Origin of the sequence: Marinobacter oulmenensis, from assembly GCF_014201735.1 — a bacterium.
In the GTDB taxonomy this organism is placed as follows: Bacteria; Pseudomonadota; Gammaproteobacteria; order Pseudomonadales; family Oleiphilaceae; genus Marinobacter; species Marinobacter oulmenensis.
On the sequence record NZ_JACHFE010000007.1, the window covers coordinates 1 to 20,372 of the forward strand.

At 57.6% G+C, this 20,372-nt stretch carries 15 protein-coding genes; 5 read left to right on the forward strand and 10 right to left on the reverse strand.

All coding sequences use genetic code 11. The annotated features are described in order from the left end of the window. Nucleotides 1–606 precede the first annotated feature (606 nt). The 4 genes from pssA to HNR38_RS13155 form a co-directional block, all read right to left on the reverse strand. Nucleotides 607–1,425 carry a CDP-diacylglycerol--serine O-phosphatidyltransferase gene (gene pssA, locus HNR38_RS13140; protein WP_183705008.1) on the reverse strand — a complete coding sequence of 273 codons (819 nt, stop codon included), beginning with the start codon at nucleotides 1,423–1,425 and terminating at the stop codon, nucleotides 607–609. 91 nt (nucleotides 1,426–1,516) lie between these two features. Beyond that, a complete protein-coding gene (gene ilvC / locus HNR38_RS13145; protein ID WP_183705010.1) occupies nucleotides 1,517–2,533 on the reverse strand; it encodes a ketol-acid reductoisomerase in 1,017 nt (338 codons plus the stop codon). Nucleotides 2,534–2,595: 62 nt separating this feature from the next. Beyond that, on the reverse strand, nucleotides 2,596–3,087 hold the full coding sequence (ilvN, locus tag HNR38_RS13150; protein WP_183705017.1) for an acetolactate synthase small subunit: 492 nt from the start codon (nucleotides 3,085–3,087) through the stop codon (nucleotides 2,596–2,598). A gap of 2 nt (nucleotides 3,088–3,089) precedes the next feature. After that, entirely contained in the window at nucleotides 3,090–4,808 is a 1,719-nt protein-coding gene (locus HNR38_RS13155) for an acetolactate synthase 3 large subunit (RefSeq protein WP_183705019.1), read from the reverse strand. Nucleotides 4,809–5,276: 468 nt separating this feature from the next. Between HNR38_RS13155 and HNR38_RS13160 the strand changes: the two genes are divergently transcribed. Then, entirely contained in the window at nucleotides 5,277–5,744 is a 468-nt protein-coding gene (locus tag HNR38_RS13160; protein WP_183705021.1) for a DUF4124 domain-containing protein, read from the forward strand. Between the two features lie 30 nt (nucleotides 5,745–5,774). On the opposite strand, the gene clpB is transcribed toward HNR38_RS13160, so the two are convergent. The 3 genes from clpB to rluD all read right to left on the reverse strand — a co-directional run bounded on the left by clpB (nucleotide 5,775) and on the right by rluD (nucleotide 10,234). After that, entirely contained in the window at nucleotides 5,775–8,351 is a 2,577-nt protein-coding gene (gene clpB, locus HNR38_RS13165) for an ATP-dependent chaperone ClpB (protein ID WP_183705023.1), read from the reverse strand. A gap of 139 nt (nucleotides 8,352–8,490) precedes the next feature. Continuing rightward, nucleotides 8,491–9,267 (reverse strand): peptidoglycan editing factor PgeF, encoded by a 777-nt coding sequence (pgeF, locus tag HNR38_RS13170; protein WP_343068320.1) that lies wholly within the window; start codon nucleotides 9,265–9,267, stop codon nucleotides 8,491–8,493. Further along, nucleotides 9,257–10,234 carry a 23S rRNA pseudouridine(1911/1915/1917) synthase RluD gene (gene rluD, locus HNR38_RS13175; protein ID WP_183705027.1) on the reverse strand — a complete coding sequence of 326 codons (978 nt, stop codon included), beginning with the start codon at nucleotides 10,232–10,234 and terminating at the stop codon, nucleotides 9,257–9,259. The genes pgeF and rluD overlap by 11 nt, the downstream gene beginning before the upstream one ends. 176 nt (nucleotides 10,235–10,410) lie before the next feature. On the opposite strand from rluD, the gene HNR38_RS13180 reads away from it, so the two are divergent. Continuing rightward, nucleotides 10,411–11,250: an outer membrane protein assembly factor BamD gene (locus HNR38_RS13180; protein WP_183705029.1), complete on the forward strand. Its 840-nt coding sequence runs from the start codon at nucleotides 10,411–10,413 to the stop codon at nucleotides 11,248–11,250. Nucleotides 11,251–11,257: 7 nt separating this feature from the next. Here HNR38_RS13180 and HNR38_RS13185 read toward each other — a convergent pair whose 3' ends face one another. Then, on the reverse strand, nucleotides 11,258–12,922 hold the full coding sequence (locus HNR38_RS13185; protein ID WP_183705031.1) for an NAD+ synthase: 1,665 nt from the start codon (nucleotides 12,920–12,922) through the stop codon (nucleotides 11,258–11,260). 90 nt (nucleotides 12,923–13,012) lie between these two features. On the opposite strand from HNR38_RS13185, the gene HNR38_RS13190 reads away from it, so the two are divergent. The 3 genes from HNR38_RS13190 (at nucleotide 13,013) to HNR38_RS13200 (ending at nucleotide 16,723) form a co-directional block, all read left to right on the forward strand. Next, nucleotides 13,013–14,656 carry a sensor histidine kinase gene (locus tag HNR38_RS13190; protein ID WP_183705033.1) on the forward strand — a complete coding sequence of 548 codons (1,644 nt, stop codon included), beginning with the start codon at nucleotides 13,013–13,015 and terminating at the stop codon, nucleotides 14,654–14,656. 55 nt (nucleotides 14,657–14,711) lie between these two features. Further along, complete coding sequence (locus HNR38_RS13195; RefSeq protein WP_183705035.1) at nucleotides 14,712–16,085, forward strand: sigma-54-dependent transcriptional regulator; 1,374 nt, start codon at nucleotides 14,712–14,714, stop codon at nucleotides 16,083–16,085. A 74-nt stretch (nucleotides 16,086–16,159) separates the two neighbouring features. Continuing rightward, nucleotides 16,160–16,723: a GspH/FimT family pseudopilin gene (locus HNR38_RS13200; RefSeq protein WP_183705037.1), complete on the forward strand. Its 564-nt coding sequence runs from the start codon at nucleotides 16,160–16,162 to the stop codon at nucleotides 16,721–16,723. 4 nt (nucleotides 16,724–16,727) lie between these two features. Here the strand turns inward: HNR38_RS13200 and HNR38_RS13205 are convergent, their stop codons facing one another. After that, nucleotides 16,728–17,174 (reverse strand): type IV pilin protein, encoded by a 447-nt coding sequence (locus tag HNR38_RS13205; protein ID WP_183705039.1) that lies wholly within the window; start codon nucleotides 17,172–17,174, stop codon nucleotides 16,728–16,730. Nucleotides 17,175–17,189: 15 nt separating this feature from the next. Further along, nucleotides 17,190–20,372, reverse strand: a complete 3,183-nt coding sequence (locus HNR38_RS13210; RefSeq protein WP_183705041.1) for a PilC/PilY family type IV pilus protein — start codon at nucleotides 20,370–20,372, stop codon at nucleotides 17,190–17,192.

Here is a 20,372-nt window from a genome sequence, read left to right on the forward strand (position 1 = left end):
CTCTGACAGGTCGCTTGCCTTGATATCTCGTATCCGACATACCTCGGCCAGCGCCCACACGAATTACTTGGTCCACTTGTTAAAGAGCGTTGAGCTGCTGCTCAATCAAGGCCGCGTATTCTACATCGCTTGCCGCCTCTGTCAACCGCTTTTTTTGAAGAGTTTTTCGAAGCGACTCAAGCGCCTAACCCCGACTTTCCTTCAAGACCAAAAGCGGCCTTTTCTCCGAATCAGTCGCCGTGGCTGACTGCCTCAGAAGTGGTGCGCATTTTACAGCGAATCGCCACCCTGTCAACCACTTTCTCGCAAATCCAATTTAAAAATTTTCTATGCGTTTCAAGCGGTTAAACCTCTCAAATCTCCCCGCCTTACGGCCGGGTGCCTCAAGAGAGATGCGCATTCTACAGGTGGCAGAGAAACTGTCAACGACCTATGAAAGAAAAAGCATTCCAGCTTCGGTTTCCACCTACATGCCGCCCCACAAACGTCCCTGCATCGGTCAGATATCGATCAATTCGGGCGCCAAGGGGAAAGCGACACAACAGGACTATGTTTGACCCGGGTTTTCGTGAAAATTCACGACCGGCGAACACCGGCCGAGAATCGTCACTGGCTGACTCGACCAGGCTTACCCCGGAACAGAGCCCTCACTGGACCCGAGACCGCGTAAAGCAGGAACGCGGTAAACAGCACGGTGGCCGGATCCAGGGCGATCACCACCAGCATCAGGACCACCAGCAGGATAGCCGCGAAAGGAACGCGTCCGCGCAGATCCAGATCCTTGAAGCTGCGATAGAGGATATTGCTCACCATCAGCAATCCAGAGCCAGCCACCACGACGATGGTTAGCAGGGACAACCAGGATGATTCGCCAAAATCATGGAAACACCAGACCAGGCCGGCTACGCAGGCCGCCGCCGAGGGACTGGCCAAACCCACAAAGTACTTCTTGTCCACAGAGCCGATCTGGGTGTTGAACCGGGCCAGCCGGAGCGCGGCGCCCGCCACGTAGATAAAGGTGACAGCCCAGCCGATTTTGCCCAGGCCATTCAGTGACCAGAAAAACGCCACCAGTCCCGGCGCCACACCAAATGCCACCATGTCCGCAAGGCTGTCGTATTCCTCGCCAAACTTGCTCTGGGTGTTGGTCATACGCGCAACACGGCCATCGAGCCCGTCCAGAACCATGGAGACAAACACGGCAATGGCGGCATTGTCGAAAATACCGTTGGCCGCAGAAACAATGGCGTAGAAGCCGGAGAACAGGGAGGCGGTGGTCAGGGCGTTGGGCAACAGGTAAATCCCCTTGCGCCTGACTTTGGCGCCTTCCACCATCTCTTCTTCCACCACTTCTCCGTCTTCGATTTCCACGTCCTCGGGGTCCCGGGTATCGGGTGCGTCGGCAGATGTCTTTTCTTCGGTCATTCCAAAAACTCCGGAAATGCTTTGGGCGGAGTATATACGAAAAACGCGGCCACACGGGCCGCGTTCTGTCAAAACTGGTCCGGAATCCGGATCAGTTTTTGTCTTTGTCCACGATCTTGTTCGCGGAAATCCACGGCATCATGGAGCGCAACTTCTCGCCGACCACTTCGATCTCGTGCGCCGCGTTCTGACGACGACGGGCGGTCATGGACGGATAGTTCAGGCCACCTTCAGAGATAAACATCTTGGCGTATTCACCGCTTTGAATGCGCTTGAGCGCGTTGCGCATGGCTTCGCGGGATTCGTCGTTGATGATCTCGGGGCCAGTCACGTACTCGCCATACTCCGCGTTGTTGGAGATGGAGTAGTTCATGTTGGCGATGCCGCCTTCGTACATCAGATCAACGATCAGCTTGAGTTCGTGCAGACACTCGAAGTACGCCATTTCCGGCGCGTAACCGGCCTCTACCAAGGTTTCGAAACCGGCTTTTACCAGCTCAACGGTACCGCCACACAGAACGGCCTGCTCACCGAACAGATCGGTTTCGGTTTCATCCTTGAAGCTGGTTTCGATGATACCGGTACGACCACCACCAATGCCGCTGGCGTAGGACAGAGCCAGGTTCTTGGCGTTGCCGGAGGCGTCCTGGAAGATGGCGATCAGATCCGGGATGCCGCCGCCACGCTCGAACTCGGTGCGCACGGTGTGGCCCGGCGCCTTGGGAGCAACCATGATGACGTCCAGGTCCTTGCGCGGAACGATCTGGTTGTAATGGATGGCAAAACCGTGGGCAAATGCCAGGGTTGCACCGTCCTTCAGGTTCGGCTCGATGTCACTGGCGTACAGCGCTGCCTGGTATTCATCCGGAGTCAGGACCATGACCACATCGGCACCGGCAACGGCGGTCGGCACATCAGCGGTCTTCAGACCATAGGCTTCGGCCTTGGCAATGGAGGAAGAACCCGGGCGCAGACCGACAGTCACATCAACACCGGACTCTTTCAGGTTGCATGCGTGAGCATGGCCCTGGGAACCAAACCCGAGGATGGCCACTTTCTTGCTCTGGATAAGGGAGAGATCACAATCTTTATCGTAGTAAACCTGCATGAGAACCTCTTGTCTGTTGTGGCTTCGCGCCACTCAATTCAATGATCAATCACAAACAGCCCTTAAAGGCTGAGAACTTTTTCGCCCCGGGCGATACCGGAAACACCGGTCCGGACCACTTCCAGCACTCCGGAGGTGCCCACCGCCTGGATAAAACCATCGAGCTTTTCACTGTTGCCCGCCAACTGGACGGTGTAGACCGAACTGGTCACATCCACGATCTGGCCACGGAAGATGTCCACCGTACGCTTGATCTCGGCCCGCTGCGAACCGGTGGCCTTGAGCTTCACCAGCATCAGCTCACGCTCGATGTGGGAACCTTCGGTCAGATCCACCAGCTTGACGACTTCAATCAGCTTGTTCAGCTGCTTGGTAATCTGCTCGATCACCTTGTCGGAACCGGTGGTCGTTACCGTCAGACGTGACAGGGTTTCGTCCTCAGTGGGCGCCACCGTCAGTGTCTCGATATTGTAGTTACGCTGGGAGAACAGCCCAACCACCCGTGACAGCGCGCCCGGCTCGTTTTCCAGCAATACAGAAATGATTCGACGCATGATCACACCCTCTCTGTCTTGCTGAGCCACATGTCTTTCATGGAACCGCGGGCTACCTGCATGGGGTAGACGTGCTCGAACCGATCGACATAGATATCAATGAACACCAGCTTGTCTTTCATCGCCAGCGCTTCCTTGAGCTTGGGCTCCAGGTCTTCCTTGCGATCAATGCGCATGCCGACATGGCCGTAGGCCTCAACCAGCTTGATGAAATCCGGCAGGGATTCCATGTAGGACTGCGAGTGGCGGGATTCATAGTTCATGTCCTGCCACTGCTTGACCATGCCCAGCGCCTGGTTGTTCAGGTTGATGATCTTCACCGGAATGTCGTACTGCTTGCAGGTGGACAGCTCCTGGATGTTCATCTGGATACTGCCTTCACCGGTGATGCACAGCACTTCGTCATCCGGGTGCGTCAGCTTGACTCCCATGGCCGCGGGAAACCCGAAGCCCATGGTGCCCAGACCACCAGAGTTGATCCAGCGGTTGGGCCGGTCGAACTTGTAGTACTGGGCCGCAAACATCTGGTGCTGACCGACATCCGAGGCGACAAAGGCCTCACCCTTGGTCAGACGACTGAGCATCTCCACCACTTCCTGGGGTTTGATCACCTCGGGACTGGTTTCATAGCGCATGCCATGGAACGCACGCCATTCGTCGATCTGTTTCCACCAGGAGGCAAGCGCTTCCGCGTCCGGCTCGGTCTTGGCGCTCTTGACCAGGGACAGCATCTCCTTGAGCACGGCATCGACGGGGCCAACGATGGGCACATCCGCCTCAACCGTCTTTGAGATGGACGCCGGGTCAATATCAATGTGGATGATCCGTGCCCCCGGGCAGAACTTCTCCGTGGCATTGGTAACGCGGTCATCAAAGCGCGCGCCCACCGCCAGAATCAGATCCGAGTGGTGCATGGCCATGTTGGCTTCATAGGTGCCATGCATGCCCAGCCAGCCCAGGTGTTGCTTGTCGGAACAGGGGTAGCAGCCGATCCCCATCAGGGTATTGGTCAGCGGATAGCCCAGCAGACGGGTCAGCTCCGTCAACTGTTCCGTTGCCTTGCCGAGGATAACCCCGCCACCGGCATAGATCACCGGCCGACGGGCAGCCAGCATCATATCCACAGCCTTCTTGATCTGACCGGCGTGGCCACGAATGGCCGGGTTGTAGGAGCGCAGCTTCACTTTCTTCGGATAGACATACTCATACCGCTCGTTGGGCGAGGTCATATCCTTGGGAATGTCCACCACAACCGGGCCGGGGCGACCGGTGGATGCGATGTAGTAAGCCTTGCGGATGATTTCCGGAATGTCCTGGGGATGACGGACACTCAGGTTGTGCTTCACCACCGGACGGGAGACGCCGATCATATCGGTTTCCTGGAAGGCGTCTTCGCCGATCAGCGAGGAGGCAACCTGGCCACAGAGCACAACCATGGGAATGGAATCCATGAAGGCGGTGGCGATGCCGGTGATGGTGTTGGTGGCTCCAGGACCCGAGGTCACCAGTACGGTACCTGGTTTCCCGGTTGCGCGGGCGTAGCCGTCGGCCATATGAACCGCCGCCTGCTCATGGCGAACCAGGATATGCTTGACTTTGTCCTGCCTGAACAGCGCGTCATAGATATGCAGCGCTGCACCACCCGGATAGCCGTATATGTTCTCGATCCCTTCGTCCTGGAGGGACCGGATCAGCATATCGGCGCCAGACAATAACTCCACGATTAACTACCCTCTTCTACGAGTGAATGATCCGGGCCCACGCCCGGTCGCCTGGATTCCCGGTGTCCCTGCTTCTTGTGAAAGCGGTACCGGCTTACTCCTCCACACTTTCCTTTGAGAGGTTGTCTCCTGGCCGGCCGACCTCCTGAGGGTTGCGGAGAGCGGCCAATCATCGGGTTGCACGTAAGCAACAACCAACGCATATCCGAACGGATACGCTCAGTGTGGTGATCAACGGGGGATACTTGCTCGGGATTGCCTGCCGTATTGCCCCAGTTTCAGGCAGTCCACAATTCTGACAGCGGGAAACTCCCTGTCAATAGGCGCTCCGGCTTAATTCGGGCGCTTTCGGGGCATTGTCTGCCATACTGGAAGCAATTGTTATTCAGAGATTTGAACCAGGCATAGGAACCGGCATACTTCTGGTGGCATTATCAAGGCAGGAAGCAACCGATAACGGGCATAGACATGAATCGAAAACTCCTGATGCTGACGATAGTAATGAGCCTGCTGCCAGTCATGGCCGCCGGCAGTTCGGTGTACAAGTGGACCGATGAAAACGGCGTGACCCACTTCGGTGATCGTCAGCCGACCGGACAGAACTCAGAACAGGTCGACGTTCGCTCTGGCACCAGCGGCTCCGCCACCAAAGAACGGGCGAGCCCGCAGGAACAGGTTGAAGAGCTGGAACAGCGACAGCAGGAAGAGCAGCAACGCCAGAAGGAAACGGCAGTGCAGGAGGCACGACGCAAGCAGCGCGAAGCCAACTGCGCCACGGCCCGCTCCAATCTTGAGATCATCGAGAATAACGCCCGGATCCGTACCGAGGAAAACGGCGAAATGCGCTATCTGAGCCCCGAGGAGATTGAAGAGCGGCGCCAGCAGTTCCAGAAAATCGCGGAAGACAACTGCGGCCCTGCAGAAGAGGGGCAGTAGCACCGACTCCCTTCGGTGCTACCTTCCTGATCAAGCCTTGTCGAAGACCAGGGCTCCATCCTGAACCTGTGCCCGGATGGTATCGCCGGGCACAAAGTCACCCTGCAACAGACGCTGGGCCAGTGGATTTTCAATCATCCGCTGGATAGCACGCTTGAGCGGGCGGGCACCATATACCGGATCGTAGCCAACCTCTGCCAGCAACTGCATGGCGTCGTCGCCCAGATCCAGGGCAATATCCTGCTCCTTCAGGCGCAGCGCCAGATTCTCGATCTGGATACGGGCAATCCCCTGGATCTGCCCTTCCGCCAGCGGGTGGAACACCACCACTTCATCCACACGGTTGATGAACTCGGGCCGGAAGTGGGTACCCACGACTTCCATGACTGCGGCTTTCATTGCTTCATAATTCTCTTCCCCTGCCTGCTGCTGGATGATGTCCGAGCCCAGATTCGAGGTCATCACAATGACGGTATTCCGGAAGTCCACGGTGCGCCCCTGACCATCGGTCAGACGGCCATCCTCCAGCACCTGGAGAAGAATGTTGAAGACATCCGGGTGCGCCTTTTCAACCTCGTCCAGCAGCAGCACCGAATAGGGCCGGCGACGAACGGACTCGGTCAGGTAGCCCCCTTCCTCGTAGCCGACGTAGCCCGGAGGCGCACCGATCAGGCGGGCCACGGAGTGTTTCTCCATGAACTCGGACATATCGATGCGAACCATGGCCTCTTCGGTATCGAACAGGAACGAGGCCAGCGCCTTGCACAGCTCGGTTTTACCCACACCGGTCGGCCCCAGGAACAGGAAGGAACCGTTCGGACGATGCGGGTCCGCCAGACCGGCCCGTGAGCGGCGCACCGCATTGGACACCGCTTCCACGGCTTCATCCTGGCCAATCACCCGGTCGTGCAGCGCCTCTTCCATGCGCATCAGCTTGTCGCGCTCGCCTTCCAGCATCTTGGAGACGGGAATACCGGTCCACTTGGAGACGATCTCGGCGATCTCCTCGTCGGTCACGCGATTGCGCAGCAGCTTCATTTCCATCATCTCGGCCTGGCTGGCCATATCCAGCTGGCGCTCAAGCTCGGGAATGGTGCCGTACTGAAGCTCGGACATCTTGCCCAGATCGCCAGCCCGACGGGCGTTCTCCAGATCAATCCGCACCTGCTCAAGCTTGCTCTTGATCTTCTGGGAACCGTGCAGGGCCGCTTTCTCGGTGTTCCAGACCTCTTCGAGATCCGCATACTCACGCTCGACACCGGCGATCACCGAGGACAATTCCTCCAGGCGCTTCTTGGATGCCGCATCGGTTTCCTTTTTCAGCGCCTCCCGCTCAATCTTCAACTGGATCAGACGGCGCTCCAGGCGGTCCAGAGCCTCGGGCTTGGAGTCCATTTCCATACGGATCTGACTGGCTGCCTCATCCACCAGGTCAATCGCCTTGTCCGGCAACTGACGATCGGTAATGTACCGGTGGGACAGTTTGGCCGCCGCGATGATGGCACCATCCGTGACTTCAACACCGTGGTGCACCTCATAACGCTCTTTCAGACCGCGGAGAATGGCAATGGTGTCTTCCTCTGTCGGCTCACTGACCACCACTTTCTGGAAGCGACGCTCCAGCGCGGCATCTTTTTCGATGTTCTCGCGATATTCATCCAGAGTGGTGGCCCCTACGCAGTGCAGTTCACCCCGGGCCAGCGCGGGCTTGAGCATGTTGCCGGCATCCATGGAGCCCTCGGCCTTGCCGGCGCCCACCATGGTGTGAATCTCGTCAATAAACAGGATGATCTGGCCTTCCTGCTTGGCCAGTTCATTCAGCACCGCTTTCAGGCGCTCCTCGAACTCACCCCGGAACTTGGCGCCTGCGATCAGTGCGCCCATGTCCAGGGACAGGACCTTCTTGTCCTTGAGGCCATCCGGCACTTCGCCGTTCACGATACGCTGGGCCAGCCCTTCAACGATTGCGGTTTTACCCACGCCCGGCTCACCAATCAGTACCGGGTTGTTCTTGCGACGGCGCTGAAGCACCTGGATGGTTCTGCGAATCTCGTCGTCACGACCGATCACCGGGTCCAGTTTGCCCGCCTCGGCCCTGTCGGTCAGATTGATGGTGTACTTGTCCAGAGCCTGCCGGTTCTCCTCGGCGCTGGCATCGTTCACATTCTCACCGCCCCGGACCTCATCAATGGCGCTTTCGAGCGCGGCCTTGTCGACACCCTGCTCACGGAGAATCCGGCCCAGGGAGCCACGGTCTTCCAGAGCCGCCAGCAGAACCAGCTCGCTGGAAACGAACTGATCGCCGCGCTGCTGGGCGTATTTGTCGGATATATTGAACAGCCGCCCCATATCATTGGACATGGAGACGTCTCCGGCGCTGCCCTGCACTTCCGGCAGGTTTTCGATCTCCCGCGCGACCGCCTGGCGGACCCGGCCAGGCTCGACGCCGATCTGCTGCAACAGAGGCTTGATTGAACCGCCCTGCTGGTCCATCAGCGCCTGCATCAGGTGCACCGGCTCAATAAAATTATGGTCTTTGCCTACCGCGATGGACTGCGCATCCGCCAGAGCGGATTGCAGTTTGCTGGTGAGCTTGTCGATTCTCATGTGTTCTCTACCCCAAATTTTGACTCGAACGCGGGCGAGGCTGTCGGCCCACGGTTCTCATTGCTTTGTCAATAAATGTAGGGGCAGTTGGAGGGACTTCAAGCGCAGAAAGGGGATTTCGTCAGAAAATTGACGGCCATCATGATTCCGGACTGACGGTCTGTTTCAGCCAGACCAGAGTCGCCATCCGGCCAGTCTGGCCATCCCGACGATAGGAAAAGAAACGGGCGGAGTCGCTCACCGTGCACAACCCTCCCCCGTGGATGCGGGTGACACCGGCGTGCGCCAGGCGAATCCGGGCCAGTTCATAGATGTCGGCCAGATAGTGGCCGGAGCGGGACGGGCTGGTGACAAAGGCCCGCTCGGCTTCCGGATGCTGACTGATAAACGCCTCGCGGACTTCCGGCCCGACTTCGAAACGTTCAGGCCCGATAGCCGGGCCCAGCCAGGCATGCAGGCATTGGCGACCAACACCCAGACTGTCGACCAGGTTCTCAAGCACCCCACCACACAGACTGCGCCAACCGGCATGGGCCGCGCCGACAACACTGGCCTGGTCATCCGCCAACACAACGGGCAGGCAGTCTGCGGTCAGGATGGCACAGGCCATTCCCGGGTGGCGGGTAAAACTGGCATCGGCCTCCGGCACAGTGGTCACCGTTTGCGGCGTCAGTTCCACCACGCGGGTGCCATGGACCTGATCCAGCCAGCCAATGGAGCCAGACTCCAGTCCCGCCGATTGGGCCAGGCGGCGCCGGTTCCGGATTACATGGTCGGGGTTATCGCCCACGTGCAGGCCCTGGTTGAACGAATCCCAGGGCGCCTCACTGACACCACCCAGGCGCGTGGTGCACAGCGCACCTACACGATCTGTCAGGGGCCACTCGGGCTCCAGCCATTGACGTTCAGAAATCACGTGCCTCCTGCTCGCTGGCATGCTTGCGCAGAGCGTCTATCAGCTTGACCATATCATCCGGCAAAGGCACCTCCCAACTCAGGGTTTCGCCGGACTCCGGATGCTCCAGTGTCAGTTGCCGGGCGTGCAGCGCCTGGCGATGGAAACCCGCCAGCACCGCCCGCAATTCCTCACTAGTGCCCTTGGGCAGGCGCAACCGCCCGCCGTAGACCGGGTCCCCCACCAGCGGGTGATTCACATGGGCCATATGGACCCGAATCTGGTGCGTACGTCCACTCTCCAGCTTGCAGCGAACATGGGTATGGGCCGCAAAACGCTCAATCAGCCGGTAGTGAGTCACCGCGGGCTTGCCCGTGGGTACCACCGCCATGCGCTTGCGGTCCGTGGGATGGCGGCCGATCGGGGCATCCACGGTGGCGCCCCCGGTCAACGAACCTACCACCACGGCCTCGTATTCGCGGCCCATGGTTCTGGTCTGCAACTGCTCCACCAGCGAGGTGTGGGCAATCAGACTGCGGGCCACCACCATGATTCCGGAGGTGTCCTTATCCAGCCGATGCACAATGCCCGCACGGGGCAGGTTTTCCACCTCCGGCGCATGGTTGAGCAGGGCGTTGACCAGAGTCCCGTCGGCGTGGCCGGCCGCGGGATGAACCACCAGCCCGGCCGGTTTATTGATCACCAGAAGGTGCTCATCTTCATACACAACATCGAGACTGATGGGCTCGGCCTGCCAGGTAACCTGGGCTTCCGGCTCGGCATCCAGATCCAGCGCATCGTCGAGCATGACCTTGTCACGGGGCTTGCGGGTCTGGCCGTTTACCGTTAGCGCGCCCCCTTTGATCCACGACTGCAGCCGGGAGCGGGAGTGTTCGGGCATGAGCGACGCCGCAGCCTGGTCCAGGCGCTTGCCGCTTAACTCCGGGGGAATGGTGAAATGACCGGTAATTCGGTTTTCGGAAGACATTCGGCCTCGTATTGCCAGTTCGATGAAGTGTGTCCGGCCCGCAGGTTAACAGGCCGGCAAGGTTACCTTTCGGTCAGGTTATCTCAACAACCGTCTGAAGACACTGCACATGGGGGCTCTTCCCCGTTACAATGGCGCCTTCAACTTAAGTCCAGACCATTATACGGGATTCCGGCATGAGATCAGTTGTCCGTTTACTGCTACTTTCCACCATCATGATGCTGGCTGCCGGCTGTGCCTCCCAGCAACAGGATGAGCCGGAAGTTCTTGCGGAGAAGACCTACTACGAGAACGCCCGCGAAGCGATGAATTCGGGCAATTTCAATGAGGCCGAGGAAAATCTGGACGCGCTGGAAACCTACTACCCGTTTGGCCGTTATGCCGAACAAGCGCAACTGGACCTGATCTATGCCCGCTACCAGAACATGGACCTGGAAGGGTCCCGCGCGGCCGCCGACCGATTCATGCGACTGAACCCGCAAAGCGATCACCTGGACTACGCGCTCTATATGCGGGGACTGGCGTCATACAACATTGACCTGGGCCTGGCGGCGCGTTACTTCCCGATTGATCCGTCAGCACGTAACCCGGGCGAGCAACTGCAGGCGTTTCGTGACTTCACGCAACTGCTTAACCGCTTTCCGAACAGCGACTACGCGCTGGATGCCCGCCAGCGGATGATCGCCATCCGCAACCGCATGGCGGAACTCGAACTGCACGCGGCACGTTATTACATCAAACGCGAAGCCTATCTGGCCGCTAACAACCGCGCCCGCTACGTGGTGGAGAACTATCCGTCATCCCCGGCCGTGGAAGAGGCCCTGATCCTGCTGGCCGATACCTTCCGTTACCTTGAGCTCCCTGAGGGAGCCGACAGCGCCATTGCCACGCTACGCAAGAACTTCCCGCACAGCGAAGTCTTTGACGCCGACGGCAACTACCAGTCCGACCGGCTGCAGCGCCAGGACCGGTCTCTGCTCAACGTAGTGACCTTTGGCCTGATGGGCGAGGACTGATCGCCCATCAGTTGCCGAGTTTCCAGCCATTGGTGATGGGGTAGCGGCGGTCCTTGCCAAAGCCCCGCTCGGTAATCCGGACGCCTATCGGAGCTTGCCGACGCTTGTACTCATTGATATCAACCAGACGAATCACCCGCTCAACATCCGCCGGCTCGAACCCTTCCGCCACAATCGCCTCAGCGCTGAAATCCCGCTCCACATAAAGATTCAGAATCTCGTCCAGGACGTCGTAACCAGGTAGGTTGTCCTCGTCTTTCTGGTCCGGTGCCAGTTCGGCGGACGGTGGACGGGTAATCACCCGTTCCGGGATGACCGGCGACAGGGTATTACGGTACTGAGCCAATCTATACACCAGTGTTTTGGGCACATCCTTGAGGGCATCAAAACCACCGGCCATATCACCGTAGAGGGTTGAATAGCCCACCGCCATCTCGCTCTTGTTGCCGGTGGTCAGAACCAGGGAGCCGAACTTGTTTGATAGTGACATCAGCAGAACGCCGCGCAGCCGGGCCTGCAGGTTTTCTTCCGTAGTATCCGGTGTGGTTCCCTCAAAGGGCCCGGCAAGAGTCTCCATAAAGCTGTCGTACATCGGCTCAATGGAGAAGACATCGTACTGCACACCCAGCGCCCGGGCCTCGGCCTCGGCGTCCTCAATACTTATACTCGCGGTGTAACGGAACGGCATCATCACCGCCCGAACCCGCTCCTTGCCCAGAGCATCCACCGCCACCGCCAGGGTCACCGCCGAGTCGATCCCCCCAGACAGACCCAGGACCACGGACCGGAACCGGTTCTTGTTCACATAGTCGCGAACGCCGGTCACCAGTGCGTTGTAGACATTCTCCTCCAGGGAGGGCTCATCAGGAAGAGTCTGGGAGACCGGCTGGCAATGGCGCTCATGCAGGAAATCCACGGCGAACAGCCCATCGCGGAACTGGGGCACTTCCACCGCCAGGGTGCCGGAATGGTCATAGACCATGGAACCGCCATCAAACACCAGCTCATCCTGCCCGCCAACCAGATTGACGTAGACAATACTCACCTGGTTCTCTGAGGCCTTGCGCTCAAGCAGTGCCTTGCGACGGGCCTGCTTATCGATGTCGTACGGGGAGGCGTTGAGGTTAAGGATCAGCTTGGCGCCGGCCGCAGCGGCGTCTTCCACCGGGCCATCCTTCCAGAGGTCTTCACAGACTGTGATGCCCACCGACACTCCGCGGATATCCAGCACCTGGGTTTCCAACCCCGGCGCAAAGTACCGCATCTCGTCAAACACCTGATAGTTGGGCGGAAAGCGCTTGAAATACCGAGCCCGGACTTCCCCACCCTCAATAACGACCGCAGCGTTGTAGAGCAACCCGCCGCTTCGCAGGGGAACACCGAGTACAATCGCTGGCTCCAGCGCCTCGGCCTGGAGCCGATCCATGGCTTCAGCAATGCGAAGATCCAGGCTGGGCCGCAACAGCAGATCTTCCGGCGGATAACCGGTCAGGGCCAATTCCGGGAACACCACGACGTCGGCCCCGTGCCGCTCACGGGCCTCCCGGGTTGCCTGGATGATCAGATCGGTATTGCCGGGGATATCCCCCACCAGAAAATCGAGCTGGGCCATTACCACCCGAAGTTTCCGGGCACTGGCTGATTCGGTAAGTGCACTACCGGCTGCCGACATGCATGGGCTCCTGTCTATTGTTGCCATTGAACCGCTATTATAACCTCCCAGAGCTACGAATTTCTTCACTCAGGAGCCCTCGGGACGTCAATGACCACGCCACCCGGTAACGTCGCCTCGCCAGCCAGCAGCGGCTCAGTCGCAGAAATACAGCAGATCCGGCTGTTCCGCATTTACAACCACTATCGTGTGGTGGTCAGCCTGATGCTGGTAGGGCTGCTTTTCATTGAGCCATTTACCGCCGATACCCGGTTCCGCTGGCTGGAGTACTACCAGGGCGGCGTTTTCTCCTATCTGGCCATTAACGCCTTCACCGCTCTGGTGATGGTCGCGGGATTCTGTCCGCGCGAGCGCCATGTCATCGTGTCCGTTCTGCTGGACATTCTGGTCCTTCACGGCCTGCTGCTGACCAGCTCCGGAATCACCAACGGCATCGCCAACCTGGTGATTGTGTCTGTCGCCGCCGGCAATATTCTGACCCCCACCCGGATGGGTACGTTTTACGCCGCCCTTGCTGCCATCTGCTCTCTGGGCATCTCTGCCTGGGCGGTTCTCGCCATCAATGAAACTGCAGACGATATCGTTCGGGCCGGCACACTCGGGATTCTTTATTTCGCCACCGCCTTCGTGCTGCAGAGCATCTCCCGCCGCATGATCCGAAGCGAGGCTCTCGCCCGCAGCCGAGCCCGCAGCATCGCCGAGCTGGAACAGATCAATCGCCAGATCATACAGCGCATGCGTACCGGCATACTGGTACTGGATGCCTCCGGCAGCATTCGGCTGGCCAATGCGGCCGCCGAGGAGCTGCTGTTTGGCGCTGCCAGCCGAAACGACTCCGCACACCCGGGAGACCGAATCCTCCCGGCTCCCCTCAAACAGGGCCTGCTCGCCTGGCGCAAACATCCAGGCAAACGGATAGAACCCTTTCAGGCGACGGCCACCTCGCCTCTGCTGCAGGCCAACTTCACTCAGCTCGATCAGGACCAGGGCGACCAGACGCTGGTGTTCATCGAAGACATGAGCAAAGTGACCCAGCAGGCCCAGCAGATGAAACTGGCGTCCCTGGGCAGGCTGACGGCCGGCATCGCCCACGAAATCCGCAATCCACTCGGAGCCATCAGTCACGCGGCCCAGCTTATGGAGGAATCACCCCAGCTGGATGAAGGCGACCACCAGATGCTCGATATTATCCGGCGCCACTCAAAGCGGGTGAACGGTATTATCGAGAATGTGCTGGACCTGTCCCGGCGGCGCCCTGCTGAGGCTGAAGCCGTCGATCTCCCGCACTGGCTTGAGCAGTTCTGCATTGACTTCGAGCAGACCCGGGGCGATGGCGAGCCTCTGGCAATTGAACTCTCACCAGACCCTGCCACGCCCCAGGCGAGATTTGATCGGAGCCAAATCGAGCAGGTGCTGGTCAACCTCTGTGACAACGGTTTGCGATACAGCAAACAGCAAATCGGGGAAAACAGGATACAATTGGAGGCAGGGGCTACGGCCGATGGTGAGCGAGCCTACGTGGATGTCCGGGACTTTGGCCCCGGCATACCCGCCGAGCATCGCCATTCCGTTTTCGAGCCTTTCTTTACAACTGACAAGGGCGGCACCGGCCTGGGCCTTTACCTGGCACGGGAATTGTGTGAAGCCAATCAGGCCCATCTGTCGCTGGTTGAAGACGACCAGCCCGGGTGCCGTTTCAGGATCACCTTTGCCCATCCGGGGCGGATGATCTGAGTCGTCAGACTGGCCAGTGGCCAGCAGCCATTCAACAGGGAACCGAAGACTGACAATGACAACACAGACCGCGCTGATCGTTGATGACGAGCCGGATATCCGCAGCCTGCTGGAGATCACCCTCAGCCGCATGGGCATTACCACCCATACCGCACCAGACCTGACCACGGCCCGGTCTCTGCTGGAACAACACAGCCCCCAGTTGTGCCTCACAGACATGAACCTGCCGGACGGCAACGGCATCGACCTGGTGCACTGGATCCAGCAGCACGCGCCCAATACCCCGGTCGCCGTGATTACTGCCTATGGCAACATGGACACCGCCATCGAGTCCCTGAAAGCCGGTGCTTTTGACTTTGTCTCCAAGCCGGTTGATCTCCCCCGCCTGAGGGAACTGGTCAACAGCGCGCTGAAACTGTCAGAGCCCGGCCCCCGGGACACCACCGAGGCCGACCAGCCGGGCCTGTTGCTGGGTGAATCCGCCCAGATCCGCAAACTTCGCAACCAGACCCGTAAACTGGCCCGAAGCCAGGCCCCGGTGTTCGTCAGCGGCGAATCCGGTACCGGCAAGGAACTGGTCGCCCGAATGATCCACATGCAGGGCCCTCGCAGCGACGGCCCCTTCGTCGCGGTTAACTGTGGCGCCATTCCCTCCGAACTGATGGAAAGCGAGTTCTTTGGCCACAAGAAGGGAAGCTTTACCGGCGCAGTGGAAAGCAAGGACGGCCTGTTCCGCTCTGCTGATGGCGGCACCCTGTTCCTGGACGAGGTGGCCGACCTGCCCCTGGCCATGCAGGTGAAACTGCTGCGGGCCATCCAGGAGAAAGCGGTACGCCCGGTGGGCGAAACCCGGGAGGTTCCCGTGGATATCCGGGTACTCAGCGCCACCCACAAGAACCTGACAGAACTGGTCCAGGAGGGCAGTTTCCGACAGGACCTGTTCTACCGTATCAACGTGATCGAACTGGTGGTGCCACCCCTGCGCGAACGCTCCGAGGACATCCCGCTACTGGCCCGCCATGTGCTGGAACGCATTGCCCGGGAGTACGAGTGTGAGCCCGCGACACTCACTCAGACGGCCATCGAGCAACTGCGCGGCTATGAATTCCCCGGCAATGTGCGGGAACTGGAAAACATCCTCGAGCGGGCTTTCACGCTCTGCGATGACGATCGCATCGACGCGGATGACCTGCATCTGAACGGAGGCATGGCGCCGGCCAGTCCCACCAACGGGGAACCGGAAGCCACAGAAGAGCCCCGGATACCGGACGGAAACATCGATCTGGAAGGCTACCTGGAGAGCATCGAGCGCCAGGCCATTGAAAAGGCCCTGGAGGCCACACGCTGGAACAAAACCGCGGCGGCCAAACGGCTGGGGATCAGTTTCCGGGCGTTGCGTTATCGGTTGAAGAAACTGGGGATGGAGTAGAGGCAGACATCGGGTGTAGGATGGAACTGAGCAGGATGCTCGCTTGAAACTATCTCAGAACAAGGATGTCTCTGATGAAACCTACACGGACGCTTGGCGGCTTTACGCTCGTGGAGCTAATGGTAACTCTCGCTATTCTGGCAGTTATCCTTGGTTTTGGCATTCCCAGCTTCAGGTATCTTGTATTGAGCAATACAAGATCCGAATTGGCCAACAGATACCTTGGCGCGTTCGCATACGCTCGAAGCCAAGCGGTCAACACCCGGAAAATCGTCGGAATCTGCCCGCTGAATTCATCCAATGAGTGTCACGATAACTGGGATCGGCCCGTTTCCGTCTTTCCAGACGACAACCGTGATGGACATCCAGACAGCGACGAAGTATGGAGCCTGCTCGCCGGCACCAAAGAAGGCTTTTCCGTCCACTCAAGAACTGCCGGAACCGGTTCTTTCCATTTCGGGATGGACGGCATGGTTTACGGTGGAACCGGCAGCTTGGTCATCTGCCCAAACGAAGTCTCTACCGCCCAGATGACCTATATTGCAGTTAGCCGGGGAGGCAGGGCTCGATCAGTCACTGACGATGATGGTGACGGGATCATCACACTTTCCTGGGGCGGAAAGATAGTTTGCCCATGACGCTCTAATCTTGCCAGTCATTTTCACCGGCATCAGAGGTATCCCCATCATCGTTTTCATCCCAGCCCCTTCGACCGGTATGGTCCAGCGTCAAGATGCCATTTCCGGCCTGGGCGTTTTTGGGAGTAGCCTGCAGGGAATAGGAGGTCGCATCTGCGGCTTCTATGGTCAAATCATAAAATTTTTGAGCCCCATCAACCGGAGATTCATCCGCGTAAACTGCGGGGGCTCCCGTATCTGCCCCACCCGCGGCCGCTCCGGCATAGGAGCCGTTAGCTGCACGATGCCTTTCCATGGCACCCGACAGCCCCATCAATGCACCTTGGGCATCAGATCTACGTGCGCCTTCGACATAATCCATGTAGCTTGGGTAAGCGATGGCGGCGAGAATACCAATCACCGCCACGACGATCATCAACTCTATAAGGGTAAAACCTCTGGTATCTCTCACTGATAACACCCCTACTTACTCCTCATACCAATAAATCTTCTGAATTGGCGCCCCAGGCTCTGGAGGCATAAGGGTTTCTGCACCCGCCACTACAATCTCCACACCATCAATAGTTATAGCCTTGGGAGACGGAGGCAACCCGAGCGTTTTCAGATTAACGTAACGATCGGATGCCGTCAGATCCTCGTCTGCGTCGCCTCCAATACCGTCATAATTGACCACAGCCCGACCGTCCCAGAGCTTCACATGGTAAAGCCGTGACTGACCTGCCGCAGGAATGCAGGGGTCCAGATTGGCAGAAGGCTCAAAAGTTGTGAAGAACACATCACCCCGAAGCGTAGTGCTCATCGACAGCACCTTCTCTCCCGCTCTGGTGAACCGAATATACCACCCGTTCGCTTCCGAAAGTGCCACACGAGCCTCTCTTTGTTGCTCGTCAGTACCTTCCTGTATCAGGTTGGCGGTCGTATCCATCAAATCCGATTCACTCAATGTCGTATATTCCACCTCGTCATCCTCGTTCTTCGGAACACCGATGGATGAGATGGTAATTTTGTAAAATCGGTCATCGATATCCTTATCAAGAGGGTGTGCCTGGTAACCAGACCCAATCGCCAGGTTCAGATAACGAAGACCATTTTTCAAAGTGCCGGACACATCCGGCGAGTAGAAGAAACGCCGATTGGATGACGCAGTATCACCAGCGAAATCCGCAATAATTCCACCCGTTGCAAGTGAGTCAGCCTCCTGGCCATTACGGAGGTCGAACCGGAAAATCTGCCCCCCCATATCACCGACATAGATCTGATCAGCCAGGCCATCGCCATTAACGTCTACAACAGTAGGCGTAGCCGGGATGCTGTAGTCCATTCCGGTAATCTCAAGATCCGCATTACTTTCATCATTTCCGGCCCACCAGAGTCGCTCGCCGGTTTCAGCGTCCACCATGTAGAGAGCTCTGCCCATGGAGTCCTCAGTCCTGACACCGACGTTATCCTGATTGGGATCGTAGCCCCCGGAGAAGAACAACACGTCCTTCACTTCATCGCCTATCCGGACCCGGTGCTTAACCGGATCAGACCAGGTTTGCGCAAGCTCCTCATAGTCGCCGGAACCACCTCGAATAACCCATAGAGCTGAAGGAGATGAGCGATCCGTGACATCGAGCGCATAGTAATTCCTGCCACCCCGACGCATCCCTGCATAGATGTATACGGAGTCTTCGTTATCAACGACTCGGTCTAAATCGGTGTCGTTAAACCACGCAACCACCGACCCATCCATACCATAAGGCCTTGTCGTTTCCGAGAGCTGCTGGTCCATATACTGCCCTTGATTCGACAGCAGCTCACCCGGGATGAAGGAAAACTCAAGCTCCCCGGTTTCGCCATCTACAGCGTGGATATACCCCTGGTTGTCGCCATAGAAGACCGTCGTATCGGGGTTCTCTTCATCCCCACCATACACCTGGAGATAGGGACGCGAGTGAAGCGGGTCTGCGAGAAAGTTCCGTGAATCAGAACGGTTGCCGTCACTATCCTCGTCAAAGACGTCTTCCCCTCGCGTCCATCGAATCAGTTGAGCCAAGCGGGCGTCGGTCATCCCCGAATCGCCAAACAAAGTCTTGCTAAGATTGTCGTTTGTTGTAACAACGTTGTTGGCAGACGCCGTCAGGGAAGTTGAAGAAGATCCCTCGTAGTATGTGTATACGTTACGATCACTGACGTCGTCGTCCATAACACTGGAGGCACCACCAAGGTCGATTCTTGGGCCGTCGACATTTGATGACCAATAGCTTTTCGCGGAATCCTTGAAAAATCCGGTTGATTCATCGACAGCAGCATTACCATTTTGATCCACAATGGTACCGTCAGCTTTTAGTCGATATTTTTTAAGGTTACCGGGCCATAAAGGGTCCACTATCGGTTCAAATACGGCAAAGTAGAGCGAGTCAAGATGATTCAGTTGGTTAAAGTTACTGACACTCACGCCCGGTGAGGAGAATGTTGTATTTGTCGAGAGAACTTCCCGGAAAATGGAGTTAAACGCTTCTTCCAACTGATCTGCACTCTCAGCCAGGTAGTAGCTTCCATTGCCCTTATCAGCGGTATCAGAAAGCAATGTCTGATCTGTCTGGAAGCCCACTGTATGAGTGATAACCCGCTGGGTTCCCGTAAAATCGCTGTTTATGTCCTCGTTGTACATATAATCGGCGATTTCATCCAGGCAATTGCCACTACAATCGACTCCCAGCTCATTCTCCATTTCACCATCGTGGTTGGAATCCCGGGTGGGCTCACCATCTGTCAACAGAACGATATGGTTAGCCTGACACTCAAGATCAATCGGGCTTTTATAGTTGTTACCATCCATGGCTGAATCCGCTTGCCGATTGACCGGGCTAAGAAACGGCTGTCGTCCCTCAAAATATCTTTTCGCACCGAACAGCGTCTCCGACAGCGGGGTATTAGTATCCGCTCCAAGAGCATCAACAGCATTTTTGAAGTCCGACCGTCCCTCGCTGATCGGCCTGACGGGTTCCACTATGACACCGCCCTCGCCTTTGTCTCCAGCCTGTTTATCAAAAACCATCAGGCCAACATTCACACCTTCCAGCCCGTCTGCAAGGCTCTTTGCGACATCCTTCACGATTTCAAGACGGGTCATTGTTGTGACCGTGCGGTGGTTGTCATGCCAATTCATATAATTGGCGCTGTAAAACTCCTCCGCACTAATTCTGGACCAGTCAACCTGATCATTACCATCTGCTTCGCACACGGTATCGGAATAATTTACATCCGTAGATTCGAAAGAGTTCCAACGGCTCTGGTAATAATACGCCATTTTATAAGGCGCTGTTTTTCCGATGTTATTGAGCTTTGTCGAAATATCTGAACACTCAATAACACTTTTTTTGATGCTATATGTCCAGTCACCCCATCCATCAAAATAATAGATATAATCGTCGCTATAATTACCGGAATAGTCAGTCGAGGGATCAAAGTCCCGGGATTCTACTTCAACATCTGCATCCATACTCCCAGAGTTATCCAAGAGAAAGAGAATGTTTGGCGCAGATACATCCTGCTCAATATTGAAAAAAATCTCGGTATCGTCGGCACTGGCGCTGCTAAGGAAAGGAGACAACAGCAGGAACTGGACAATTGATACGTTACGCAGAAATCTATATGTATTCAT